The sequence below is a fragment of the Enterobacter sp. DTU_2021_1002640_1_SI_PRY_ASU_LCPMC_013 genome (genome assembly GCF_032389435.1).
GTDB classification, from domain to species: Bacteria; Pseudomonadota; Gammaproteobacteria; order Enterobacterales; family Enterobacteriaceae; genus Enterobacter; species Enterobacter hormaechei_C.
This window is the reverse complement of record NZ_CP135594.1, coordinates 3,291,924-3,312,295: the sequence shown is the minus strand read 5'-3', so window position 1 is coordinate 3,312,295 and position 20,372 is coordinate 3,291,924. Positions and strand designations below refer to the sequence as shown.

The 20,372-nt window shown below is 45.0% G+C and carries 14 protein-coding genes and 2 pseudogenes; 7 read left to right on the top strand and 9 right to left on the bottom strand.

What is annotated here, in order from left to right; translation table 11 throughout:
• Positions 1 to 473 precede the first annotated feature (473 nt).
• Positions 474 to 917, top strand: coding sequence for a hypothetical protein (locus tag RS584_RS15860; protein ID WP_315748315.1), 444 nt, complete (start codon positions 474 to 476; stop codon positions 915 to 917).
• Positions 918 to 986: 69 nt separating this feature from the next.
• Here the strand turns inward: RS584_RS15860 and tnpA are convergent.
• The 4 genes and pseudogenes from tnpA to RS584_RS15840 form a co-directional block, all read right to left on the bottom strand.
• A pseudogene (gene tnpA, locus RS584_RS15855) lies at positions 987 to 1,413 on the bottom strand (IS200/IS605 family transposase).
• A 153-nt stretch (positions 1,414 to 1,566) separates the two neighbouring features.
• The gene (locus RS584_RS15850; protein WP_315748314.1) at positions 1,567 to 2,520 is read right to left on the bottom strand and encodes a glycosyltransferase; all 954 of its coding nucleotides are present in this window, start codon (positions 2,518 to 2,520) and stop codon (positions 1,567 to 1,569) included.
• Positions 2,521 to 2,929: 409 nt separating this feature from the next.
• Entirely contained in the window at positions 2,930 to 5,995 is a 3,066-nt protein-coding gene (locus tag RS584_RS15845) for an efflux RND transporter permease subunit (RefSeq protein WP_315748313.1), read from the bottom strand.
• The gene (locus tag RS584_RS15840; protein WP_315748312.1) at positions 5,992 to 7,053 is read right to left on the bottom strand and encodes an efflux RND transporter periplasmic adaptor subunit; all 1,062 of its coding nucleotides are present in this window, start codon (positions 7,051 to 7,053) and stop codon (positions 5,992 to 5,994) included. Before RS584_RS15840 ends, RS584_RS15845 begins: the two co-directional genes overlap by 4 nt.
• Before the next feature lie 310 nt (positions 7,054 to 7,363).
• Between RS584_RS15840 and RS584_RS15835 the strand changes: the two genes are divergently transcribed.
• Complete coding sequence (locus RS584_RS15835) at positions 7,364 to 8,767, top strand: efflux transporter outer membrane subunit (protein ID WP_315748311.1); 1,404 nt, start codon at positions 7,364 to 7,366, stop codon at positions 8,765 to 8,767.
• Between the two features lie 187 nt (positions 8,768 to 8,954).
• Here RS584_RS15835 and RS584_RS15830 read toward each other — a convergent pair.
• Positions 8,955 to 9,855 (bottom strand): annotated as a pseudogene (locus RS584_RS15830) (IS110 family transposase); the annotation flags it as partial.
• A gap of 470 nt (positions 9,856 to 10,325) precedes the next feature.
• Between RS584_RS15830 and RS584_RS23420 the strand changes: the two are divergent.
• Positions 10,326 to 10,628 (top strand): hypothetical protein, encoded by a 303-nt coding sequence (locus RS584_RS23420; protein WP_410493090.1) that lies wholly within the window; start codon positions 10,326 to 10,328, stop codon positions 10,626 to 10,628.
• A 401-nt stretch (positions 10,629 to 11,029) separates the two neighbouring features.
• On the opposite strand, the gene RS584_RS15825 is transcribed toward RS584_RS23420, so the two are convergent.
• Together RS584_RS15825 and RS584_RS15820 are read right to left on the bottom strand one after the other, a co-directional pair.
• The gene (locus RS584_RS15825) at positions 11,030 to 12,214 is read right to left on the bottom strand and encodes a HAMP domain-containing sensor histidine kinase (RefSeq protein ID WP_315748310.1); all 1,185 of its coding nucleotides are present in this window, start codon (positions 12,212 to 12,214) and stop codon (positions 11,030 to 11,032) included.
• Positions 12,211 to 12,897: a response regulator gene (locus RS584_RS15820; protein WP_315748309.1), complete on the bottom strand. Its 687-nt coding sequence runs from the start codon at positions 12,895 to 12,897 to the stop codon at positions 12,211 to 12,213. Before RS584_RS15820 ends, RS584_RS15825 begins: the two co-directional genes overlap by 4 nt.
• A 101-nt stretch (positions 12,898 to 12,998) precedes the next feature.
• Between RS584_RS15820 and RS584_RS15815 the strand changes: the two genes are divergently transcribed.
• Complete coding sequence (locus tag RS584_RS15815; protein WP_315748308.1) at positions 12,999 to 13,772, top strand: MipA/OmpV family protein; 774 nt, start codon at positions 12,999 to 13,001, stop codon at positions 13,770 to 13,772.
• A 53-nt stretch (positions 13,773 to 13,825) separates the two neighbouring features.
• Here the strand turns inward: RS584_RS15815 and RS584_RS15810 are convergent, their stop codons facing one another.
• Complete coding sequence (locus RS584_RS15810; RefSeq protein WP_315748307.1) at positions 13,826 to 14,710, bottom strand: ATP-grasp fold amidoligase family protein; 885 nt, start codon at positions 14,708 to 14,710, stop codon at positions 13,826 to 13,828.
• A gap of 215 nt (positions 14,711 to 14,925) precedes the next feature.
• Between RS584_RS15810 and RS584_RS15805 the strand changes: the two genes are divergently transcribed.
• Positions 14,926 to 15,537, top strand: a complete 612-nt coding sequence (locus tag RS584_RS15805) for a GNAT family N-acetyltransferase (protein ID WP_315748306.1) — start codon at positions 14,926 to 14,928, stop codon at positions 15,535 to 15,537.
• Between the two features lie 1,353 nt (positions 15,538 to 16,890).
• Here RS584_RS15805 and RS584_RS15800 read toward each other — a convergent pair.
• A complete protein-coding gene (locus RS584_RS15800) occupies positions 16,891 to 17,058 on the bottom strand; it encodes a hypothetical protein (RefSeq protein ID WP_315748305.1) in 168 nt (55 codons plus the stop codon).
• Between the two features lie 907 nt (positions 17,059 to 17,965).
• On the opposite strand from RS584_RS15800, the gene RS584_RS15795 reads away from it, so the two are divergent.
• Together RS584_RS15795 and RS584_RS15790 are read left to right on the top strand one after the other, a co-directional pair.
• Positions 17,966 to 18,682: an oligogalacturonate-specific porin KdgM family protein gene (locus RS584_RS15795; protein ID WP_315748304.1), complete on the top strand. Its 717-nt coding sequence runs from the start codon at positions 17,966 to 17,968 to the stop codon at positions 18,680 to 18,682.
• Between the two features lie 30 nt (positions 18,683 to 18,712).
• Complete coding sequence (locus tag RS584_RS15790) at positions 18,713 to 20,371, top strand: ABC transporter substrate-binding protein (protein ID WP_315748303.1); 1,659 nt, start codon at positions 18,713 to 18,715, stop codon at positions 20,369 to 20,371.
• Position 20,372 lies beyond the last annotated feature (1 nt).

Sequence of the window (20,372 nt, the reverse complement as noted above, 5' to 3'; positions counted from 1 at the left end):
CATTACATATAATTTCAGTGATACGCAATAGGAAAATAAGACCTGCAGTTTCGTCGGCCGTCAAATATCGTTTAGAAGATAGAGTAGCTTTACGATGGTTTGTTCCTGTTCTATTTACGCCAAAAGCAGTAGAAGAAGAAAGCTTTATCAGAATAAGGTTAAAAAAATAATCATTTGTTGCCGTGGAAGGCCTACAATATTTAGTCCTGTCATAAGTATGAAATAATTAAAATTGCAAATAATATGCAATGTAAGGTACAGGGTTTTGTATTTTAGTAATGATTTTAATGTATCTTATCGGAATTGATTGTTTGTTGATGGATTATTGATTGAATCTTGATGTAGGTATCAGATAATCAAGATTAATGTGCCTGGAATTAAAAACGCAAGTTATGTGTTTACCAGGCATGCCAGAACCATCTGTGATCGTGGAAGGGAAGAATATATGAATTACGTAAGTGAGATATTAAATAATGTATATTAAATCTACTAAGGATTATAGGAAAATTGTCAATGGAACGAGAGGCATAGTTTTTATATGCATAGCGTTTGTAAGCGCGTGTAGTAGTTCAACGCCGGAAATAGTTTCAAATTTGAACAAAACAGCAATACCTGTTATTCAATCTCCAACTTCTTCAGCAAAGATAAAACAAGAAGTTCTTTCCTCTATTTACTTAAAAAACACCAGTGTAATTAACAGGTTAACAGTATACTTGAAGGCTGAGTATTTGCAGGGAACTGACAGAAAAGATATTTTTGACGTACACAGTGTGGCTCATCAGGTGTATGATTCCTTGACAAAATTGGAGCAAATAAAACTTGTTAATGATCAGTATTTCCAGGATGGAAATTATGAAGGCCTTGTCAAGTTGAGCACAATATTACGTTCTTTTGAAAGAGAAATGTCGTCACAGTAAAAAGCTACCTTCTTACAGGGGGGAGACTGCCCCCTGAAGCGGTCTATTGCCATCTTTCATTTCCAGCCCTTACAATTTCATCTGCTTTTCATGTGTTTGTTTCGTTTTCTGCTGATGCTTCACATATTGTCTGATAATTTCCTCGTTCACCCCGAAAGCATCTAAAAAGTAACGACAGGACTAAAAGTGATTACCACACAACTTCTTTCGTATATGTGAAAAACGATAGTAGAGCCTGATAGCACTGCGTCCTTTCAGATGCTCCAACAGAGTTGATATCGAAATTTAGGTAGGATAATTACACCAAATGCATACGATTTGGATTAGCAATTAACTCAAGAACCTCACAATTTTTTATGCCGCAGAGTATGTAGATTGCCCTGTAAAGATCCTTGCCCAGTATATCTCTCAGGATCGTGAAATGTTACTTTGTGATCCATACAAGGATGTATTTGCAACGCCAATATACATGTAGTGAACTCCTGTAAAGCCCCATGTGGTTTGGCGATATAGCAGATTACAATCCGGATTATTTTTCATCCCAGTAAGCTACTATTTCGTGAAGCTCTTTAGTGGGAAAGATATTCAATTGATGATATAAACTAACCCAGTATATGTTGCATGTAGAATAATTTTATTTTGATGGATGTTATCGTTTTGTCTTTAAAAACAATTTTACAAAAAAGAATAGATCACTCATACTTCTGACACCTCGGAATAAATCAGCAAGATCAATGTTTTTATTAAAATCCAAACGAATCGCATGCTTATGTATCACTTTTCTCCTCAGTAAGCCGAGAAAGTGTCTTGCTTCAACTAATGCATGGCTCTGCAATCTGGACTTGAGGGATTTGCTCTGTTGTTCATGAGCACATCTAAGGATATAGCTAATAACTTCGATATAACTTGTTGCTCTTTTGTCATAATAATCACTTCTCTGTGTTATGGAAGCCGTATTAATCATGTAGGTATAGTCATAGAGGCTGGATATATAAAATGAGCCGTTTTTTAAAGCAAGGTCTACCGTCCAGGTGATATCTTTGTGACTATATCCCGGTATAAAAGATAACTCATTTTTTTTAATATATTCAGATTTTATTGTCTGGAGCCATAAGTAGTGTGGCCATTCTTTGTTTTTAACACAAATATCAATCCATTCATGGCCTGATAATGGGCAATTATATAATTGCTTTTTGTGAACAGGTTGAGGGAGACTTTTTTTATCGATGCCGATTCGATGTCCATTGAATATGACAACGTCGAAGTTACCTTGTTCTGCCACCAGTAACCGGTTGTAAACAAAATCTTTTGATATTGCGTCATCTGCATCGATGAACATGACCCAGCGTCCCTGATGCATGCTTAATGCCAGATTTCTGGCTGCATAAACCCCTCTGTTTGGTTGTTCCACCAGGACGACTCTGTTATCTGTTATTTTTTTTAAAATTTCGTTAGTGTTGTCAGTTGAGCCATCGTCAACAACTATAATTTCGATATTAACCCTTGTTTCTGAAAGTAACGAATTAATGAGTGATGGCAGTGTTTTTTCTGCATTGAATACGGGGATGATTATACTGACGTCGATTTTTTCGTTACATTTCACTTTTTATCTCCTTAACTTATATGATGCCTGTTTTTTTACTATTTTACTGTTGTCTATTTATCCGCTTCGAGTGAATCAATGATTCATATCAAAACAATTAACGTGGGGATTTATTCCTTGCTGTTTTATTTAGTCGAATTTCATAAATTGGATCATCATCGAATACAGATTAATGTTTTATCGCTATTCCTCTTCCAAGGTGGAAGCAGGTAAAATAACATCAAAAATTCAACGTCTTATCAATTATCTGTTAAGGATTTATCAAGGGGGACATTTTGTTCGATGAGGTGGGCTGTCTGGCCGATGAAAAGAGCATCATCATCGAGGTTTCATATGGTTATGTGCATGTGAAACCTCAATTAATCTGACAAAAAGAAGGGGGCAGTCACATACTGCCCCATACTAATTATTATTGTATCTCTTCAGTCCGACGGGACTCATGGTCAAGTAAAAAACTTAGAAGTGCTGGTAAAAGAGTCAGTGTGAAAAAGGTAGCAGCAACCAGACCACCGATAATGGCAAATGCCATTGGTCCCCAGAATACTTGCCTTGCTATGGGGATCATACCGAAAATTGCTGCACAGGCTGTCAGCATGATAGGGCGGGCCCGGTGCTTCGCCGCATTCACGATAGATTCATTATTTGCCAGTCCCAGTTTAAGATTTTCATCAACCTCGCTGATCAAGATGATGGCGTTACGAATAATCATACCGCTCAGGGCAATAACACCCAGAAGTGCCACAAACCCCAGCGGCGTTCCGGTAGGCAGTAAAGCCGCTACAACGCCAATGAAGCCGAAAGGGGCCATCAGTGTGGCCAGGATCACACGTGAATAGCTTTGTAGCTGTATCATCATCACTCCGAGCATGACGATAATAGTCACCGGCAGAACGGACATCAGGGAATCGTTACCTTTATCCGACTCCTCAGAAGCTCCGCTCACGGAGACGTTATACCCTGTCGGCATTTTTTCCCTGAATTCTTCGATACGTGGTAACAGTTCTTTCCCGACATTGTCGACGTTTTGTCCGTTAGTGACATCAGCCTGAATAGTCACAGAAGATTCCCTGTTACGCCGTTGGATCTCCGGGTTTTTTAAACCCCATGAGAATGATCCTACCTGGGATAAAGGTACCCTTGCACCACTCTCACTTGTGATGAGCGTACCTTCAAGGCCGGCCAGATTATTACGGTCCGCTTCGCTTGCCTGCAAAATGACCTCTGTGCGGCGGTTACCTTCACGAAGTTCAGTCACCTGCACGCCGGAATAGAACATGTTCAGCGTGTCGGCAATACGCTCAGAAGTCAGGCCGACCATGCCTGCAGCAGTCTGGTCAATGTGAATGTTTACCGCACGTTGTGGATCGCCTGCGGTCATGTTAAGACCCGTCACTCGTGGATCTTTCGACAGAATTGCTGATAACTGGCGGGCATAGATCCGCGTCTGGTTGAAATCCGGCCCGGTCACCCTGTATTTAAGCGGCCAGCCTACTGGGGGCCCCAGTTCCAGTGGGGAGATACGCGTGACAATATCGCTGAACTGATCATGAAGAATTCCGGTCAGTTTTGCCTGCAGTGCTTTACGGGTATCCAGATCTTTTGCCACCACAACCAGTTGCGAAATATTTTCAGCATCTGACAGGACATCCATTGGCAGATAAAACCGTACGGCTCCGGTACCAATGTATGAGGAATAGCTCTGGACTCCATCCTCTTTATCCAGAATTTGTTCCAGCCGCTTTGTCAGGCTTTCCGTTGCCTGCTGCGTGGTATTTTCCGGCAATGTCATACTGATAAGAAGTTCAGGACGGTCCGACGCCGGGAAAAACTCACTTTTCAGCCACTGACTGCTCCAGACGGATAGCCCAAAAAGCAGCACGGATGAGACGGTAATCGCGAGACGATGACGAAGAGAGAAGGAGAGAAGCGATTCATATGCCCGGCTCAGGCGACCTTTCCTGTTTTCGTCATGTTTATGGAGTTTGGCGCCAGCAAGCAACCACACCCCGCTGATCGGTGAAAACAGGACTGCAACAACCCAGGAACTAAGCAGTGATATGAAGATTACTGCAAAAAGTGAATAGCAGTACTCTCCAGCCATGGATTTGGCAAAACCTACGGGAATAAAGCCCGCAATCATCACCAGTGTGCCGGTCAGCATTGGAAATGCCGTTTTCACGAAGGCGCTGGAGGCTGCTTTTCGCAGTGGTTCTCCCTTTTCAAGGTGCGAAACCATTGATTCAATAGTGATCATCGCGTCATCGACCAGAAGACCCAGGGCGATAATAAGTGCACCTAGGGATATCCGCTGAAGTCCGATGCCGGCCAGCTCCATGCCCGTGAATGTCAGCGCCAGCACAATTGGAATCGCTACAGCTACCACCAGACCTGCACGAAGACCAAGGGAAACAAAGGAAACTGCCATAACAATAACAATGGCTTCCATCAGGACATGAAGAAAGCCGTCCACAGCCTCATCCACGATGGCAGGCTGGTTGGCAATTTTCGATACCGTTATTCCGTGGGGTAATGTGGCTTTAATCTGCTCCAGTTTCTGGTCAAGTGCGGGGCCAAACTCAAGCATGTTGCCGCCAGGAAGCATAGCAATCGCAATACCCTGAGCCGGCTGACCGTTGACATGGAAAACTGGTTCAGGTGTTTGCGGAGGCTTCCGTGTAATACTGACAATATCAGTAAGGGGCAGCGTCCGATCACCGGAACGCAGGCTGATATGCTTTAATGAACCCTCGGTGAGACTGGTTCCGCTGACATCGATGCTGACCCGATCATTGAGTGTACGCAGGCTACCTGAGGGGGTGACGGCATTATTTTTCCTGAGCGCCGACATGATGTCGTCAGGCGAAATCCCCATCGTGGACAGCTGACGCGCGGAGAAGCTGAGTACTATCTGTTCATGCTGGATGCCAAGCTGGACTGTACGACCGATATCTTTAACGGTACGCAGTTCACGCTGGATACGGTCTGTTATGTCTCTCAGTTCTGCGTTGCTGAATCCATCAGCAGTAATACCGTAGATGGTCCCGTAAGTGGCGTCATATTCATCATTAACCACTGGTTCGCCAACACTGTCGGGAAGAGTGGCGGCAATATCGCGCATTTTCTTTCGCAGTTCCTGCCAGGAGGGTTTGACTTCTGCAGGCGGGGTGGCATCAAGCAGATTAACGGTCACTTCTGTGTGACCAGCACGGGTCTGGCTGTCAACGCTGTCAAACCAGCGTAGCTCCTGAACGGTCTTCTCAATCGGATCGGCAACGAGATTCACCATCTCCTCCGGTGATGCACCAGGCCAGTCTGCACTGATGATCGCCGTTTTAATGGTAAAGGCTGGATCTTCATCCCGGGAAAGTGACGTAAATGACAAACAGCCTGCAACCATAATAATCAGCAGCAAAAAACTGACGAGCTGCTGGTGGCCCAAGGCCCAGGACGAAAGGTTATATTTTTCAAAATTCATTTCACGGCCCCTGCACTGATAGCCACTTTTTCACCGTCCGTCAGGGTGCTTACGCCAGCAGCAACCACCTGTTCACCAGCCTGAAGTCCGGCAGAAACGTATGCCTTGTCAACGGAATAACGTTGTATGGTAACGTCCCTGGATTCCAGTTTATGGGTCTTTGGATCAACGACAAATACAGCAGGTTGATTGCCTGCGCGCATAAGGGAGGAGGCGGGCAACGGGATCACCTTACCAGTGTTTTCATTCAGCTCAACTGACACAGCGCTGCCATATAGTATTGCGTTTTCGGGTAACGACAGACTAGCCCGGACCAGACTTGTCCGGGTACTGTTATCAAGCTGGGGACTGATATAGCGGATCCGTGCATTGGTTTTTCTCTCACCTGCAATGACTGAAATGCTGTCTCCCTCATGCAGTTTCGCTGCCACAGTAGCGGGCACACTGAACTGCACTTCTGCATTTCTTGAGGCTATTCTGACCACATCCTGGCCAGCGGTGACAGTTTGTCCCGGATAGGGAGTGAAAAGCGTGACGATACCGTCAAAGGGGGCTTTAAGGGTACTGAACCCCGATTCGTTAAGTGCCCCGGATTTCTGCGCCTGTGCCCGTACTTTCCGCGCATTCAATGCAGTAACAGATGCGATGGCTTCTTCGAGTTGTGCCCGAGAAGCCGTTCCGATTTCATAAAGCTTTTTGGTCCGCTCCAGATCCTGACGCCCTTTTTTTTCTGCAGCAAACGCATCCTGATACTCCGCAAGTGCAGCAGCCACTTCTTCCTGGCTCTGGGAGCCAGTCAGGGTGGCAACGGTCTGGTTTTTTGTCACCGGAGAGCCAATATCGACAGGTCTGGAAGCGAGTCTGCCGTCAATACGAAAATGCAGCGTGACTTCTTCAGCAGGTTCAACGGTTCCCGTCCATGCTGACGACGGCGCCTGTTGTGCAGTCGGTACCGTCCAGGTTTTGACGGGACGCAGGGCGTCGCTGGAGACAGACGGTGTGTCATCACATCCGGACATGAACAGTGGAATAAATAGTGCACAGATCGTTACCGCCATACGTTTTCTGGCTGGATACGCCAAGGGCAGACTCTGGCTCTTTGTTGTGTTCTGAAAGTGCATAGCGCTCATCTCGGTTTAATTCATGCCGCGATTACACCATAAAATGAACAAGGAACACCGAAGAGACTGTCAAGAAATAATCAATATCGAAAAAACAATCGTCAATGACGCGATATATTACAGCTTCCTTGAATCACTCTTGACCATTTATTGATAAAGGTCTGGATAATGACCCCCTACAGACGAGAGTTCTGTCTGGCATGAAAAACGATGATATTTCGGAGACAGGGTAATGGCCCCAGGAACAATGAGACTTTCTTTTTTAACCGTCACAATGATGACTGTACTGATGATATCCGGCTGCAGCCTGTCCCCTGAATACACCAGACCTGTAAGTCCGGCCCCACTGGCATGGAACCAGCATGATATCTCCTTCGATGGAAATGAGGCAACACATGCTTCAGACCCATTTTTCAGCGACAGCAAGATTCAGCAATTGCTAAAACTAACTATGGATGGCAATAAGGATTTGCAGGTGTCGGCACTTAACCTGAAAAAAGCTGGAGCGCAGTATGGTGTTGACCGGCTCTCCTACTTCCCCAACGTCAGTCTTACGGCCGAAAAGACTGCTGCACATGAGCCAGCCGGCATTTTTGATACTGTCGATACTGGTGCGGTGACCTATCATCAGTACGATGTCAAACTGGTTTCGGCCTCATGGGAAGTTGATTTCTGGGGACGTCTGCGCAGTCTGAGGGATGCATCCCTGAACGAATACCTGGCCGCAGATGCGTCTTCGAGGGCGCTGCGCCTCAGCCTTATGGAACAGTCTGTCAGTACCTACCTGGCTTACCTGGCCGATCGTGAGGCTGTCGAAGTTGCCCGCGCGATACTGGAAAACAAACTGGTGCAAAAGGACATGTCGCGAAAAGCAATGCAGGCTGGCGAGCTAAGCCAGGATGCAGTCATTGATGCTGAAAAGGATGCCGGGCGCGCAGAGGCTGAACTGGCCAGGCTTCGTCTGCAGGCGCAGCAGGATTATAATGCGCTTCAGCTTATCGTTGGCAGGCCGCTGCCTGCTTCATTGTTCACTGGTGTGACGTTGGATCAGGACTGGCATTTTCCTTCCCTTAAAAGCGGGTTACCTTCCGATGTCCTGCTTCGTCGTCCTGACATCGTGGCAGCAGAATATGAGCTCAAAGCGGCTAATGCCAGAATCGGGGCAGCCAGGGCCGCCTTTTTCCCGTCAGTATCTATCACGGCGGCGGGGGGCTCTTCCTCAGCTGAACTGGGAGACCTATTATCAGGCGGTACAGCTAACTGGAGTTTCGTTCCGTCAGTTAATCTGCCACTGTTCGATGGCGGGAAAAACAGAGCAAATCTGAGCATTGCTGAGCTGAATAAAAATATTGAAATCGTAAATTATCAGAAAGCGATTCAGCAGGCTTTCAGGGACGTCTCGGATGCGCTTGCCGGGCAGGCATCGATAAAACAGCAGTATGAACAAAGTGAATCCGTGTATGCGGCCTCGCTGAAACAGTATCAGATGGCACAGGCAACCTGGACGGCTGGACAAATCAGCAGGGAAAACCTGATACAGAAAAAAAATGAGCTACTAGAACTTCAGAAACAAATGCTAAGCGCCCGTTTAAAATATCTGGTACAAAGCGTGAAACTGTTCTCCGTCATGGGGGGCGACAACACCATTTAATAAATAATAAGAGCTTTTATGGGCATCAGACACTGACTGTTCGGGCGGGAACGGTCAGACGTCAGTATCTATCAGAAAGCCTTTCTTTAATATGGACGAAGTGTCAATATATACCGGATGTTGTACGTTTCTTTATGGAGAATAATAAATTAACGCCCGCTCCACACTCAGAGACATTCAACAAATTTTATGGCATCAGTAAGGGCGATTTTCGCGCTTCCAGCGCTGGCAAATATTTCGTTTCGTCATGGCGGGTTCTGATTATCCAGCAGCGGCAGATGTTCCTTATCCTTTTGAAGGCTGGAACACGGATCGGGGACTGATGCGATTTTCCGTTTTCTCATTGTCCCTGATAAGACCGTCTGGCCCAGATGATGCGTTAACCGTCCTGGCTGCCCATCCCACGAATATCTGTCGGACGAGCCTCACATATTGCCAGCGCCATTGTCCCCTGCATTTCTGACCACTCCGCCCGGTTATTGCTGTAATGCCTGCATCGAAGTGATTTGAACAGATCAGCATCTGGCTATGTGTTAAACAACGCTTCGATTCCTTCGTCAGTAGTTTTGATGATTTCACTCACGACTTTGATTTGGGGCACCAGCGCTGTTGCCATCAAAGCGTTCGCTGCTATAGCTTTCGGGTCTGTAGTCAATGGAATTGTGTTACCAATACTCGCAACATGCTGCCCCGTAAGGGCTACTGTGCGGCCAACTTGGGCATTCAGAACGTTGCGGATCGTGTCGGCCTGGCGCGTTTCAGTTGTTGCAGGCTGAGCCACTGCATAATCAGTTCACACAGTAGCAGGCTACCCCGATGTGAGAACCATTCCACAGCCCGGAGTAACCGGATATCCGCAATGTCGTGACCGGGCTTTTATCTCGTGGGGATAGCGTGAACATTAACTCTAATGCCAGTTCGGCATCCTGCGGGGCGTCCTTCGTGCCGCGGGGTCATCATGCACCGGGAAAACAGTTACAAACGGGGATTTCTGGAGTCGGGCCTTTCTTCAGCTTAACCGCAACAGAAATCCTGCCTTTCACCTTTTGATGTCACTCGTGCCAGGCCCAGGTATCAAGCGCCTCAGCGTATGTTCATTCAAATGGAATTTGTCTGCTTGCCCTGAATAGACGTTAACGAACGTGGAGCCATTACTGGCTCGAAAGCAAAGCGGCAATCATCAAACCACATGATACGGGCACAATATTCGTAGCCAGTAAGCGCATACCCTGAATCACTGAAAAATGTCACGCTCAGGGTGTGAATGACTATATCTGTCACTATCAGATAAAGGGGGAAGTGAGGGGGGCTTGTTTCGATACAGAGTGTAAAAATGTTGGCCTTAATTTCTGGTGTAATTATCCACTTCTTATGATGAAGTCGTTATACCAGTAGCACATAGCAAAATTATTTTTCCAAAAAACAAACAGAATGTCTGCTGTAAATCGGAGGAATATTCGAAATGTTACTTTTGCGCTCAGAGAAAAGAGGAAAATATATCTGTTGAGGGAGACTTTTTCAGCCAAAACCACACGAAAAGGAACAGTGAACTGAGGCAATGTCTCATCAGGGCGGTGAAAGCTACAGACTGAATGAAATGGCTGCTTCGGATATTGCCGAGCTATACGTGAACCTTTTTAAGCTGCACTTTGCTGGCAGAGTGAGATGCTACGACAAAAGCAAAATACAGGAGATACTCAGTGCCTTACCTCACATGGTTTTTGGTAACGCGCTCTTCTATAAAAGTGCGCCCTGTATCGATCTGCTCCTTTATAGCGGAAATGAAGATACCCTGTACTTTAATGACCCAAACGGAGGACTGGATCCTGCTTCTGTGAGTTCAGTCCGGTTAGCCTGCTGATGTGGAATAACATAAATGATATACGTGAACTTTACGAATGCAGGAAAAAGAAAATGACATCTCCATCGGTCTGTACTAGGAATACAGGGACCACAAACTTATCAGGGCTGGCTCACCCGATGGGGAAATCGCTGATATTATAGCTTTCGTCTGTTACAGGCTCATTCCTGTTTATCCTTTCCAGGGGCATCTACTATGATGCAGATAATTATCTCCATAAAAACAAGAAAAAAAACGATGGTGAGGAGAAGGGTACCATCTCTGGCAATTTTGTGATAAACAGATATTAAACATAATAAAAAATCTGATGACATGGTAAGCCCCCGTTTACCATGTATTTAAACGCACTATCTACAAGATTCAGCAGATCTTCTGTTAAGGAATCATCAACGGAAAAATAATTAATTCCGTAACAGTGTGACTCTGAAGGTCAATCCGCGGTTTCTGTTTTTTTCAACTGCAATATTGCCGCCGTGGGCGTGGCAGATAGCCCTGGCAATGGACAATCCCAGCCCTGAGCCGCCGGAATGACGTGTCCGGGACAAATCTTCACGTACAAAAGGAGTAAAAATATCTTCCAGGAATTCATCAGATACTGCCGGGCCGTGATCACGGAAAACGACACTGACATCTTTTTCGGTGATTTCGTAACTGATATCAAGAATACCGCCGTCAGCGGCATACTTGAGGGCATTATCCATCAGGATCAAAAATACCTGACCAATGCGATACGGATCTGCCATACAGGTTACGCCAGGAGCCCCATGGCAGGTAATGTTTACGCTGGATTTGTTCGCCGAGGGAGTAATCCATGCCACCTTTTCCCTGATAATCTTACCGAGATCGGTGGGGATCAGGGTAAGGTTAAGTTGTGCTGCATCGGCAAGTTTCAATAAGTGCAGGTCATCGACAAGCCGGTTAAGTTCATTCAACTGGCGCATAATCATGCCAAGTTGCGTTTCACTGGGTTCAAAGACACCATCAATAACCCCCTGTAGTCGACCAATGGCGGCTGTCAGCGGAGAGCGCAGTTCATGTGCCATAATGACATGCGATTTTTTTAAATCCTTTTCATATCGTTCGAGCTGCATGGACATCCCGTTAAAGTTCTCACTGAGGCTACGCAGTTCAAGAGGAAGCGTGTCCGGTACGGGAACTTTTGTGCCAAAGCCCCCCTCAGAAACTGCTCTCGCAGCATGCGCCAGCCTGCTGATATGGAGTGAAACAGGACGGGCCGTTCTTAGGGTAAGCCAGAAGATTACTGGTATAAAGATAAGAACGAGTACGCCCAGTATCATCCAGTCCACCACTCCCATCCGCGGATCTGAATAGGCGATGCCATACCATGTATCAATAATTTCATGGTATCGGGTAATATTCTGTTCCGGGTGCTTGATCAGTACAGAGAGTTCTGCCCGGACATCCTCTGGCATACGGTACTCATGCCATTTATTTTCGACATAAAAACGTACCCACATCAGAAAGGCAATGATGATTATGCTACCGACAGCCAGAGATATCAGGCGCTTACAGATCCATCGCCATAATGAAGTGGTATCATTCCGATGCATATCTTTTGTTTTCATGTTCTCGCAAACCTGTACCCGATCCCCCTGATATTGAGCAGAATATCAGTCTGCCCGGCGGCTTCCAGCTTTTTACGCAAGTTATAGATATGTGTGTCAACCACCCGCTCAAGTGCGTCACTTTCCGGCAGACAGGCTTCAAGGAGTGCCTGCCGGGTAAATGCCTTATGTGGAGCCCGCAGGAAGGTGAGCAGCAAGGACAGCTCAGTCGGTGTTAAATCGAGGGCGATCGCCTGACCATCTCCTTTTTCCACACGGACTGTCATGGACTCCATGTCGGCCTTGAGTTCTCTGAACTGAAGGACATCACCCGTCCGTACACCGGTACAACGCCTCAGAACGGCATGAACCCGGGCGACAACTTCCCCGGGATTGTACGGCTTAACAACGTAATCATCGGCACCGAAACGTAAGGCGCTGATTTTTTCTGGCCCTTCACTCAGGGCGGTGATCATGATAACCGGAACGTCGCTTCGTCGCCGCACGGCAAGCAAGACATCCGTTCCGCTCATGGCGGGGAGCATGACATCCAGCAGGATAATGTCGGGTTTCCAGCTGAAAACCAGTTCGAGACCTCGTTGACCATTGTTGGCCAGAGATGTCTGGAATTGCTCGCGCTTGAGATAAGCTTCAAGCACGTTAGCCGCATCCAGATCATCCTCAATTATTAAAACACGTTTCACATTTGCACCTTGACTGAATCTTGACTGAATCTTGTGTGTAAATTGATTAATTATGTGCATACTGCGCTTTCTTGATAAGCATAATTCATTCCGGGAGTTTTATGAAGGAAATAAGAGTCGCGCTGGCAATATTAATTGTACTGCCGTTTTCATCGCAAGCCGCACTTCAGAACAGTGGTTCTGAACTAACTATTGGTGCGGCTTCTCAGTATGCGCCCAAATATACCGGATCAGATAAATATACCTGGCAGGCCGCTCCTTTTTTTGAGTGGAGAAGCGGCGAGTGGTTCCTTAATACAGAAAAGGGAGCCGGCTATCTTCATGAATTTAATAACGGCCTCTACCTTGGCCAGACGCTTGGTTATTCGGCCGGACGTACAGACGAGGATTCCTGGTTTCAGGAGGGAGACAAAAAACTTCGCGGAATGGGTAAAATAAAAACCGCACTGACCACAACCAGCACGATGGGGTGGTGGATGACGGACTGGCTGGGGTTTGAGGGTAATATTATTGCACCATTAACAGAAAGTCAGGGAATGCAATATAATATCAAGCTTAACGCTGTGTTATTTGATGATGACAATGATACGGTGATGGTGAGCACTGAACGTAAATATGGCGATGCGCGTTTTAATAATACGTGGTTCGGTGTAAATAATAAACAGAGCGTTGACTCTGGTTTCAGAAAATACAGCGCAGGAGGTGGGCTAAATGCGGTTGATTACAGTATAAACTGGCAGCATTCCTTCAACGATACTTGGTCCGGTTATGCAGATCTGCGCTACACCACACTTCCAGAGCGGGTAAGGCACAGTCCTGTTACTGATAAGGACGATTATTTCACCTTTACGATTGGTGCCTTCTATACCTTCTGATTTTTTACCGGGCACCCATCGGATGCCCGGTATTTAAATGACAGATGGCTTACTCAAAGATTCCAGTATTTTCCCATACGAGCATCCCATTCCTGCGGATGGAATTTCAGCTGACCACTTTCAGGCGTAAGGGTGATCTCACTGAAATAAATCTGCTCCTGGCCGGACATAAGATCTATCCTGCAATAATCAAAGTCAACTGCAATTTTCCCCGCCAGTTCAAGCATTTTGCTTAATGTAGAGGGGCGTTCAATGGGGTATGGTGTGTTTATGCATTCCAGATTAAAAGGCTGTAACTCCCATTCAGGGCTATAGATATTTGAAAATTCTCTGCCATCAGATGTGGTAAAATCAGCCTCTATGAAATGAGGTGTTCCATGGAAACAGTGAATTCGGAACATTTCAGGTGTGATATCTTTGCTTCTGCCTTCAAACACATCGATTAATTCCTCAACTAATATTTGTGGCCTGATGTTTTTATATTGCCATTCGCGGTTGGTGTAATAAGGATTTCTCTTCATGTGGCATCTAAAATGACGAACGACTTCATTTCTATTTAACTCTGATTTGTCATAAGCAATAATGGCGCTTCCGCTGTCATGATTGCATTTCATTACAAATTTATCAGGAAGACTATTGAAATCGCACGTTTTTATTTCATCATATATAGCCAGTAAAGGGATCAGATACTCCTTCCCAACTTTACGTTCAATGTAATCCCGCACAGCTATTTTGTCCGCGATGATAGTAAAAAAATCATTTCTCTGGAAAATCATCCTGTAGTTTATTTTTTCATTAAGAGTCCGAGGAGGGAACAGATTCAGCTCCTTGCCAAAGAGTTTTTTAAATTTTTTTTTACGGTAAGATTCGTCGCTGACCATTTTAGCGCGAACGACCTTAAAGCGATATTCCAGCATTTTTAATTTATCTTTGAACATGGTTTTCATCCCGGATATTATATTCCAGACAGGCTAACTTCTTTTTATCAACTTTCGGTCAATGTTCAGTGAAGGTTATGTCAACTTAGTACATTTTTATGAAGGGGCCGGATGTGGTGTGACTAAATAAGTTGATTTGCCTGGCTGAATAAGTCATCTTGGATACTATCCCTGAAAAGAAGTTATGATTGACCAGTTTTTTTCGGAGGCAACTCATGGATTTTATAATAAAAACAATATGTAAAAAAGATTTCAACCGTGCCAGACATTTCGCGGTTTCAGGAATGCATCTTAACTGGTACACATCAGGTAAGCTGCAACTTTACCTGTACAGCCATTATTTCTGGAATCTTGAACTACTCAAGGCCACCTGTGCAATTGGTGCGTACGCAGGAGGCCAACTGGTGGGGGTACTCCTGGTCGATATGTGTGGTCGGCCCAAGCTTTTCCAGTCTCTGCTCCGACGTATGTATGTGAAGGCCTTCGAATGGTTCGTGCATAAGCTTTTTTCAGAAACATCGGGCTGTTATGATCGAGTTAATAACATGATGTTGAAAAAACTGAAGGAAAACCATCATCCGGCGGGAGAAGTGAATTTTTTCGCGGTTGCACCAGAAACGAAGGGGCAGGGGGTGGGAACCCTGCTTCTTAATGAACTGGAAAGGCTTGAAAAAGGAAAACTTGTCTATCTTTTTACCGACTCAGGGTCATCCTTTCAGTTCTATCAAAAAAGAGGTTTTGAGGAGGCAGAGAGGAATGATATCCAGTTAAAAATAGGTAAAAAAGAGGTGGGCTTAACCTGCTTCCTGTTTTATAAAATTTTGTAACTTTGCTCAGCATCATCACTAAACCATAATCGTTGCCGAATTGCATCAAAGTTTTTACAGTTCTGCGTGTAAGAGAGTAATACGTCGCCCCATTAATATTTCAAGAAAAATAAAAGAGCGCTTCAAACAGGCATATACCCCTCCAGACAGCGGTTACCACAGCGGTATATGATCTGTTTAATTCTTAAGGGGTTTTTCTTGTTGTTTACTGACTCAGGGATATATATTCCATTCATATGGTCAGGGTGAGTTTTCGCTGTAGACGCTGGGAATTGGGAGGGGCTTTGGTGGAAGTAAATTTTTCCCGATCGCTGGGCTGAAGTCTTTTCGAGCGGCATACCCTTCGCAAAAGAAATCAATCTGGGCGGATAGGTCTTGATATGATTAAGGTAATTCTAACCAAAACTCGGGAGGCTTATACAGCACACGACAGAAAAGTTTCACCACAAGAGCTGGCGGTCAGTATAGCGTTTATGTAAAATGAACAACAGTACGTATTGCTGTCGTGATTGCATCAGCTCGCGCCTGCTGTTTCGTTACTCCCTCAAGCCCGATATTTTGTGGGACATTCTGTCCGGTCAATCCCCGGAACACATCTTTTTTTCTTTTTCAGTAATTCCCGCAATGCCCGGAGTTCACGGCTGCTGAACGTGGAATGTTAGCAGGTTCATTTTCCCGGCGGACTGCAGTGACGTTGAAAATCTCCTTTCGGGACTGAATGTCAAAGATGTGATATCAGTAGATATCCGGTGGTCCTGCTGAGATTCTCAGCTCTTGACTCTTCAATGGTTCTAAGGCATTCCTATGTCTCATGTGAAATTCTTACGGTTAGTTAGGAAAGTGAAATCAAAGGAATACCTCTCAATAAAGAATGCTGATGTCACAAAATGAAGGTCAATGAAGCATTAAATACACCATTAAGTGTGAACGATAAATCGCTGCAAGCGATACTTACTATATTGTGTTTTTTTCGCTATCATCTATCGTACGTTTTCTGCCACAGACAATGCGTTCGGTTTATATACATCTTATATCAAATCATGGACTGAGTATGATATTCCATATTATGGAAACCTATTTTAATGAGGCGGTTACTATTTCTAAATCCTCCCTTCATGGCGGGGAAAGGTACATTCTTCAACTAGCTTACCTGTTGGAATGTTAAAATAATCAACTTCGTTATTAGTCTTTTTCATGATATACAGCTTCCACCCATGATTAATGATTAAGTTAGATAGAAATATTAACTTGTGATTGATATGTGAACTGTTATGTTAAGATTAAATATAATCCCGCTTATAATCAATTGCGGTTGAGTTTGCGGTAAGGTACGTTTCCAGATTGTCATAATCACTACTCCTGCTCTGGATCGTCTGTATCTCTTACCTCTTGCTCTACTAATACGGATTCGAGCCATTTTTGCTGCTCTTCAGTCAATCCAAGCGATTTCAGCTTTTCCCTGAGTTCAGTTAGCTGATGGGGATCTTTCTGCTGATTAAATATCTTTTTGTCAGAAGACATACCGCGCCCCCATAAAAATGAAAATCCAGAGCAGGATACTTATTATGAATACAGACACCCATGCTGCACGAGGTGATATTTTCAACGTGATAATTCCTTGTTAAATTGACGACAGACATTAGGACAAATCTCAGGTCTGTTTGTTCAGGGGATAAGGATTTTAGTGTAAAATATTATTGATTAAGCATTTTTCAATAAAAAAATATATTTCAGAGGTGTGGTTAAACTCTTCTTGGCGCGAAGTTTCAATAAGGATGTTACAATTTGAAATGGGATGGTTCTGGCGACGACCGGACATACAATAATTCACTGTACTTTAATTATACTCCTCAAATGTTACTTCCCATCACTTAGCAGAGGGGGGCTGATTAACCAGCATGGCTAACTCAGCGCTCTTTAAAGCAAATATATTGCCTTAACTCGCTACTATAGCCTGACATCATTATAATGATAAAGGAATCGGGGTGAAGTTAACTTGCTGATATTGTGAGTAAAAATATGCTTTTCTCTTCCTGCAGAGCGGTATGCCTACCCTGAAAGCCCTATCTTGAATATGTAAGTTGTGTAAGAAATTTTGTGTTTACATTAATAGATGTTATGTTATAACGTATCATTTGAAGCGGCTGTTTGGGGGATTTCAAGTGCTTGTCTGGCGTATGCGGTTATCAAGAAAGATTGGTTTGATCTGAGAAGGGATTACATATGTCCGCGTGCTTGTTTACTGCATATCACCTTGTTATCAGTTTGTTGTATCTGCATAAAGGCATTAAAACTGATTTTTAGCAATGAGCCTGAAATTTTAACACAGAATGACATTGTGTTGGATACAAGCAAAACCCCAAACTAGTTACTGATTTTTCTTTTTACTATTACTGGATTTTTTCAATACTGAAAACTGGGGTTTATTATGGATATAAAAGTAGTTGCCTTTACAATTGCATCGTTATTAAGTGCCAATGCTTTAGCAGTCAGTATAGATTATAGACATGAAGTCAAGGATACAGCTGAAAATTCGCAAAAGGATCGTTTGCTTATTTCGCACAGATTCAGTAATGGTTTCGGATTGTCTTCGGAAGTAAAATGGAAAACGGGAGATTCTGACGCTAAGAGCAATAAAGTTTACCATGAAAATGTCAGTGATGGCTATGAAGTGGTCCCCAGTTATTTGTATCGCCTGAACAAATTATTTGCTCTAGAGGGCGGTATCAATCTGGCGGTTGACAGCAGTTATACAAATTACAGACCCTATGTAAAAAGCTACGTATATTTTACCGACGATCTTAACTGGTCTTTACGCTTGCGTCCGTTCTACAAGCGTTATAGCGGCAATATCAATACAGAGAAGGACACACAGGAAAAAGGGGTTACAATAACCTCCGTTGTCAGTTATCGTCTGCCGGGAAACTGGGGAATGGAATATGAACTGGAATATCATAAAACTAATTCTGAATATTACTCGCCAGTTGCAGACAATAAAGATTATCAGTGGACCCACGATATTAAAGTCTCTTACACGATAGATAAAAACTGGAAACCCTATGTGGCCGTGGCTAACGTCCCGGGCAGTAAATATACGGACGAACGTCAGACGCGTTATCGCGTCGGGGTAACCTACAGTTTCTGATAATGACTTCCCGTCCCTAAAGGAGCGGGAATGGTAAATAATTTTAGCAGGGGAATATTAATGAAAGTATCTGATTACTTTGCACCGCTGTACTTATCCAGCGTAATTGCCAGCGCGTTGTTTCTTACTCCTTCCGGCTTTTCTGCTGAGACTTCTGCTCAGGCTGGCACTGATACGGTTGTCATCCTGGAGAGCTACGAGCTTGGCCGCTACAATCCGGTGCTGGGCCACGGACGAAGTGGCGAGTCGCATATCTACCAGGGACTCTACCGGGTAGAAACGGGGGTTTTTGACCGCCAGCCTCAGTTGAATCCAAAACTGGCATCCGGTCCGGCAGTTGCCAGTGAAAATAACAAGGTATGGACAGTTCCCTTACGCACAGATGTGAAATTTTCGGACGGAACGACTTTTGGACCGGAAGATGTTGTCGCAACCTACAAGGCACTGATTGACCCCCGTTCAGCTTCCACTGAAATTTCCACCTGGGACAATATTGAAAACGTAGAAGCAGAGAAAGATGCGGTTAAATTTACCCTGAAAGAACCACTCGCGAATTTTGATCGCCGCCTGATAAATGGTATTGCGCCATCAGAAGCTTTTGATTTCGCTCATCTGGGCCGCGCAGAAACCTCTCTCCTTAATAATAAACCTGTGGGTACCGGCCCGTATGCGCTCACCGAACTGAGACCGGATCAGGCAATCCTGACAGCGCGGCCTGATTACTGGGGACCTAAACCCAAAGTTCATAAAATTATCTTCCGTTATACCGCTGATGATAATGCACGTGCCCAGCAGCTCAGAGCCGGAGAAGGTGACGGGACCGTTCTGCCTGCAGAGCTGGCTTCAACATTTAAACCACCTGAATTTAATGTCATTTCGGTTAAATCCGGGGACTGGCGTGCAATCAGCCTTCCGGCCGGAAACCCTGTCACAGGGGATGATGCTGTCCGACTGGCCGTAAACTATGCGGTTAATCGTGAAAATATGGTTAAGTATGTACTGAAAGGATACGGTGTCGCTAACTCGGCATTCCTGGCTCCCTTTTATGGTGAAGCATACGATCCGGCGCAGGAATTTACCTATGACCCTGAACGGGCTAAAAAAATCCTGGATGAAGCTGGCTGGAAAACCGGGCCGGATGGTATTCGAGTCAAAAATGGGCAGCGTGCCGCGTTTGAGGTCATTTATTACCCTAACCGCGATCGCTCCCGCCGGGATCTTACGCTTGCTGCTGTGAACGACTTAAAGAAAATTGGCATTCAGGTGACCCCTTCGGCCAGGGATTCCAAATCAGTTACGCGTGAAGTTTATGCAAATACCCCGGTCATGCTGGGTGGCGGTGTGGTGCCGTATTCAGTTGACGGACAAATTTATCATATTCTGCACTCAAAATATGCTGAACCGGGTGTCGGCGCCAGCTGGGATAATGCCTCTGATTACCGTAACCCGGCGATAGACCGTTTGCTTGATGAAGCGCGGGCCCAGACTGACAGTCATAAACAGGCCGAACTCTACCGGGAACTCCAGGAGGAATACCATAAAAAACCCGCCGTACTGCAACTGGCTTATCTGAACCATGTTTACGTGCAGCGGGAACAGGGCTTTAAGAACGTTAAAGAAATTCTGGAGCCGCATTCTCACGGTGTGGGTTTTGGTCCCTGGTTCGCCATTGAGGAATGGGAAAAGTAGG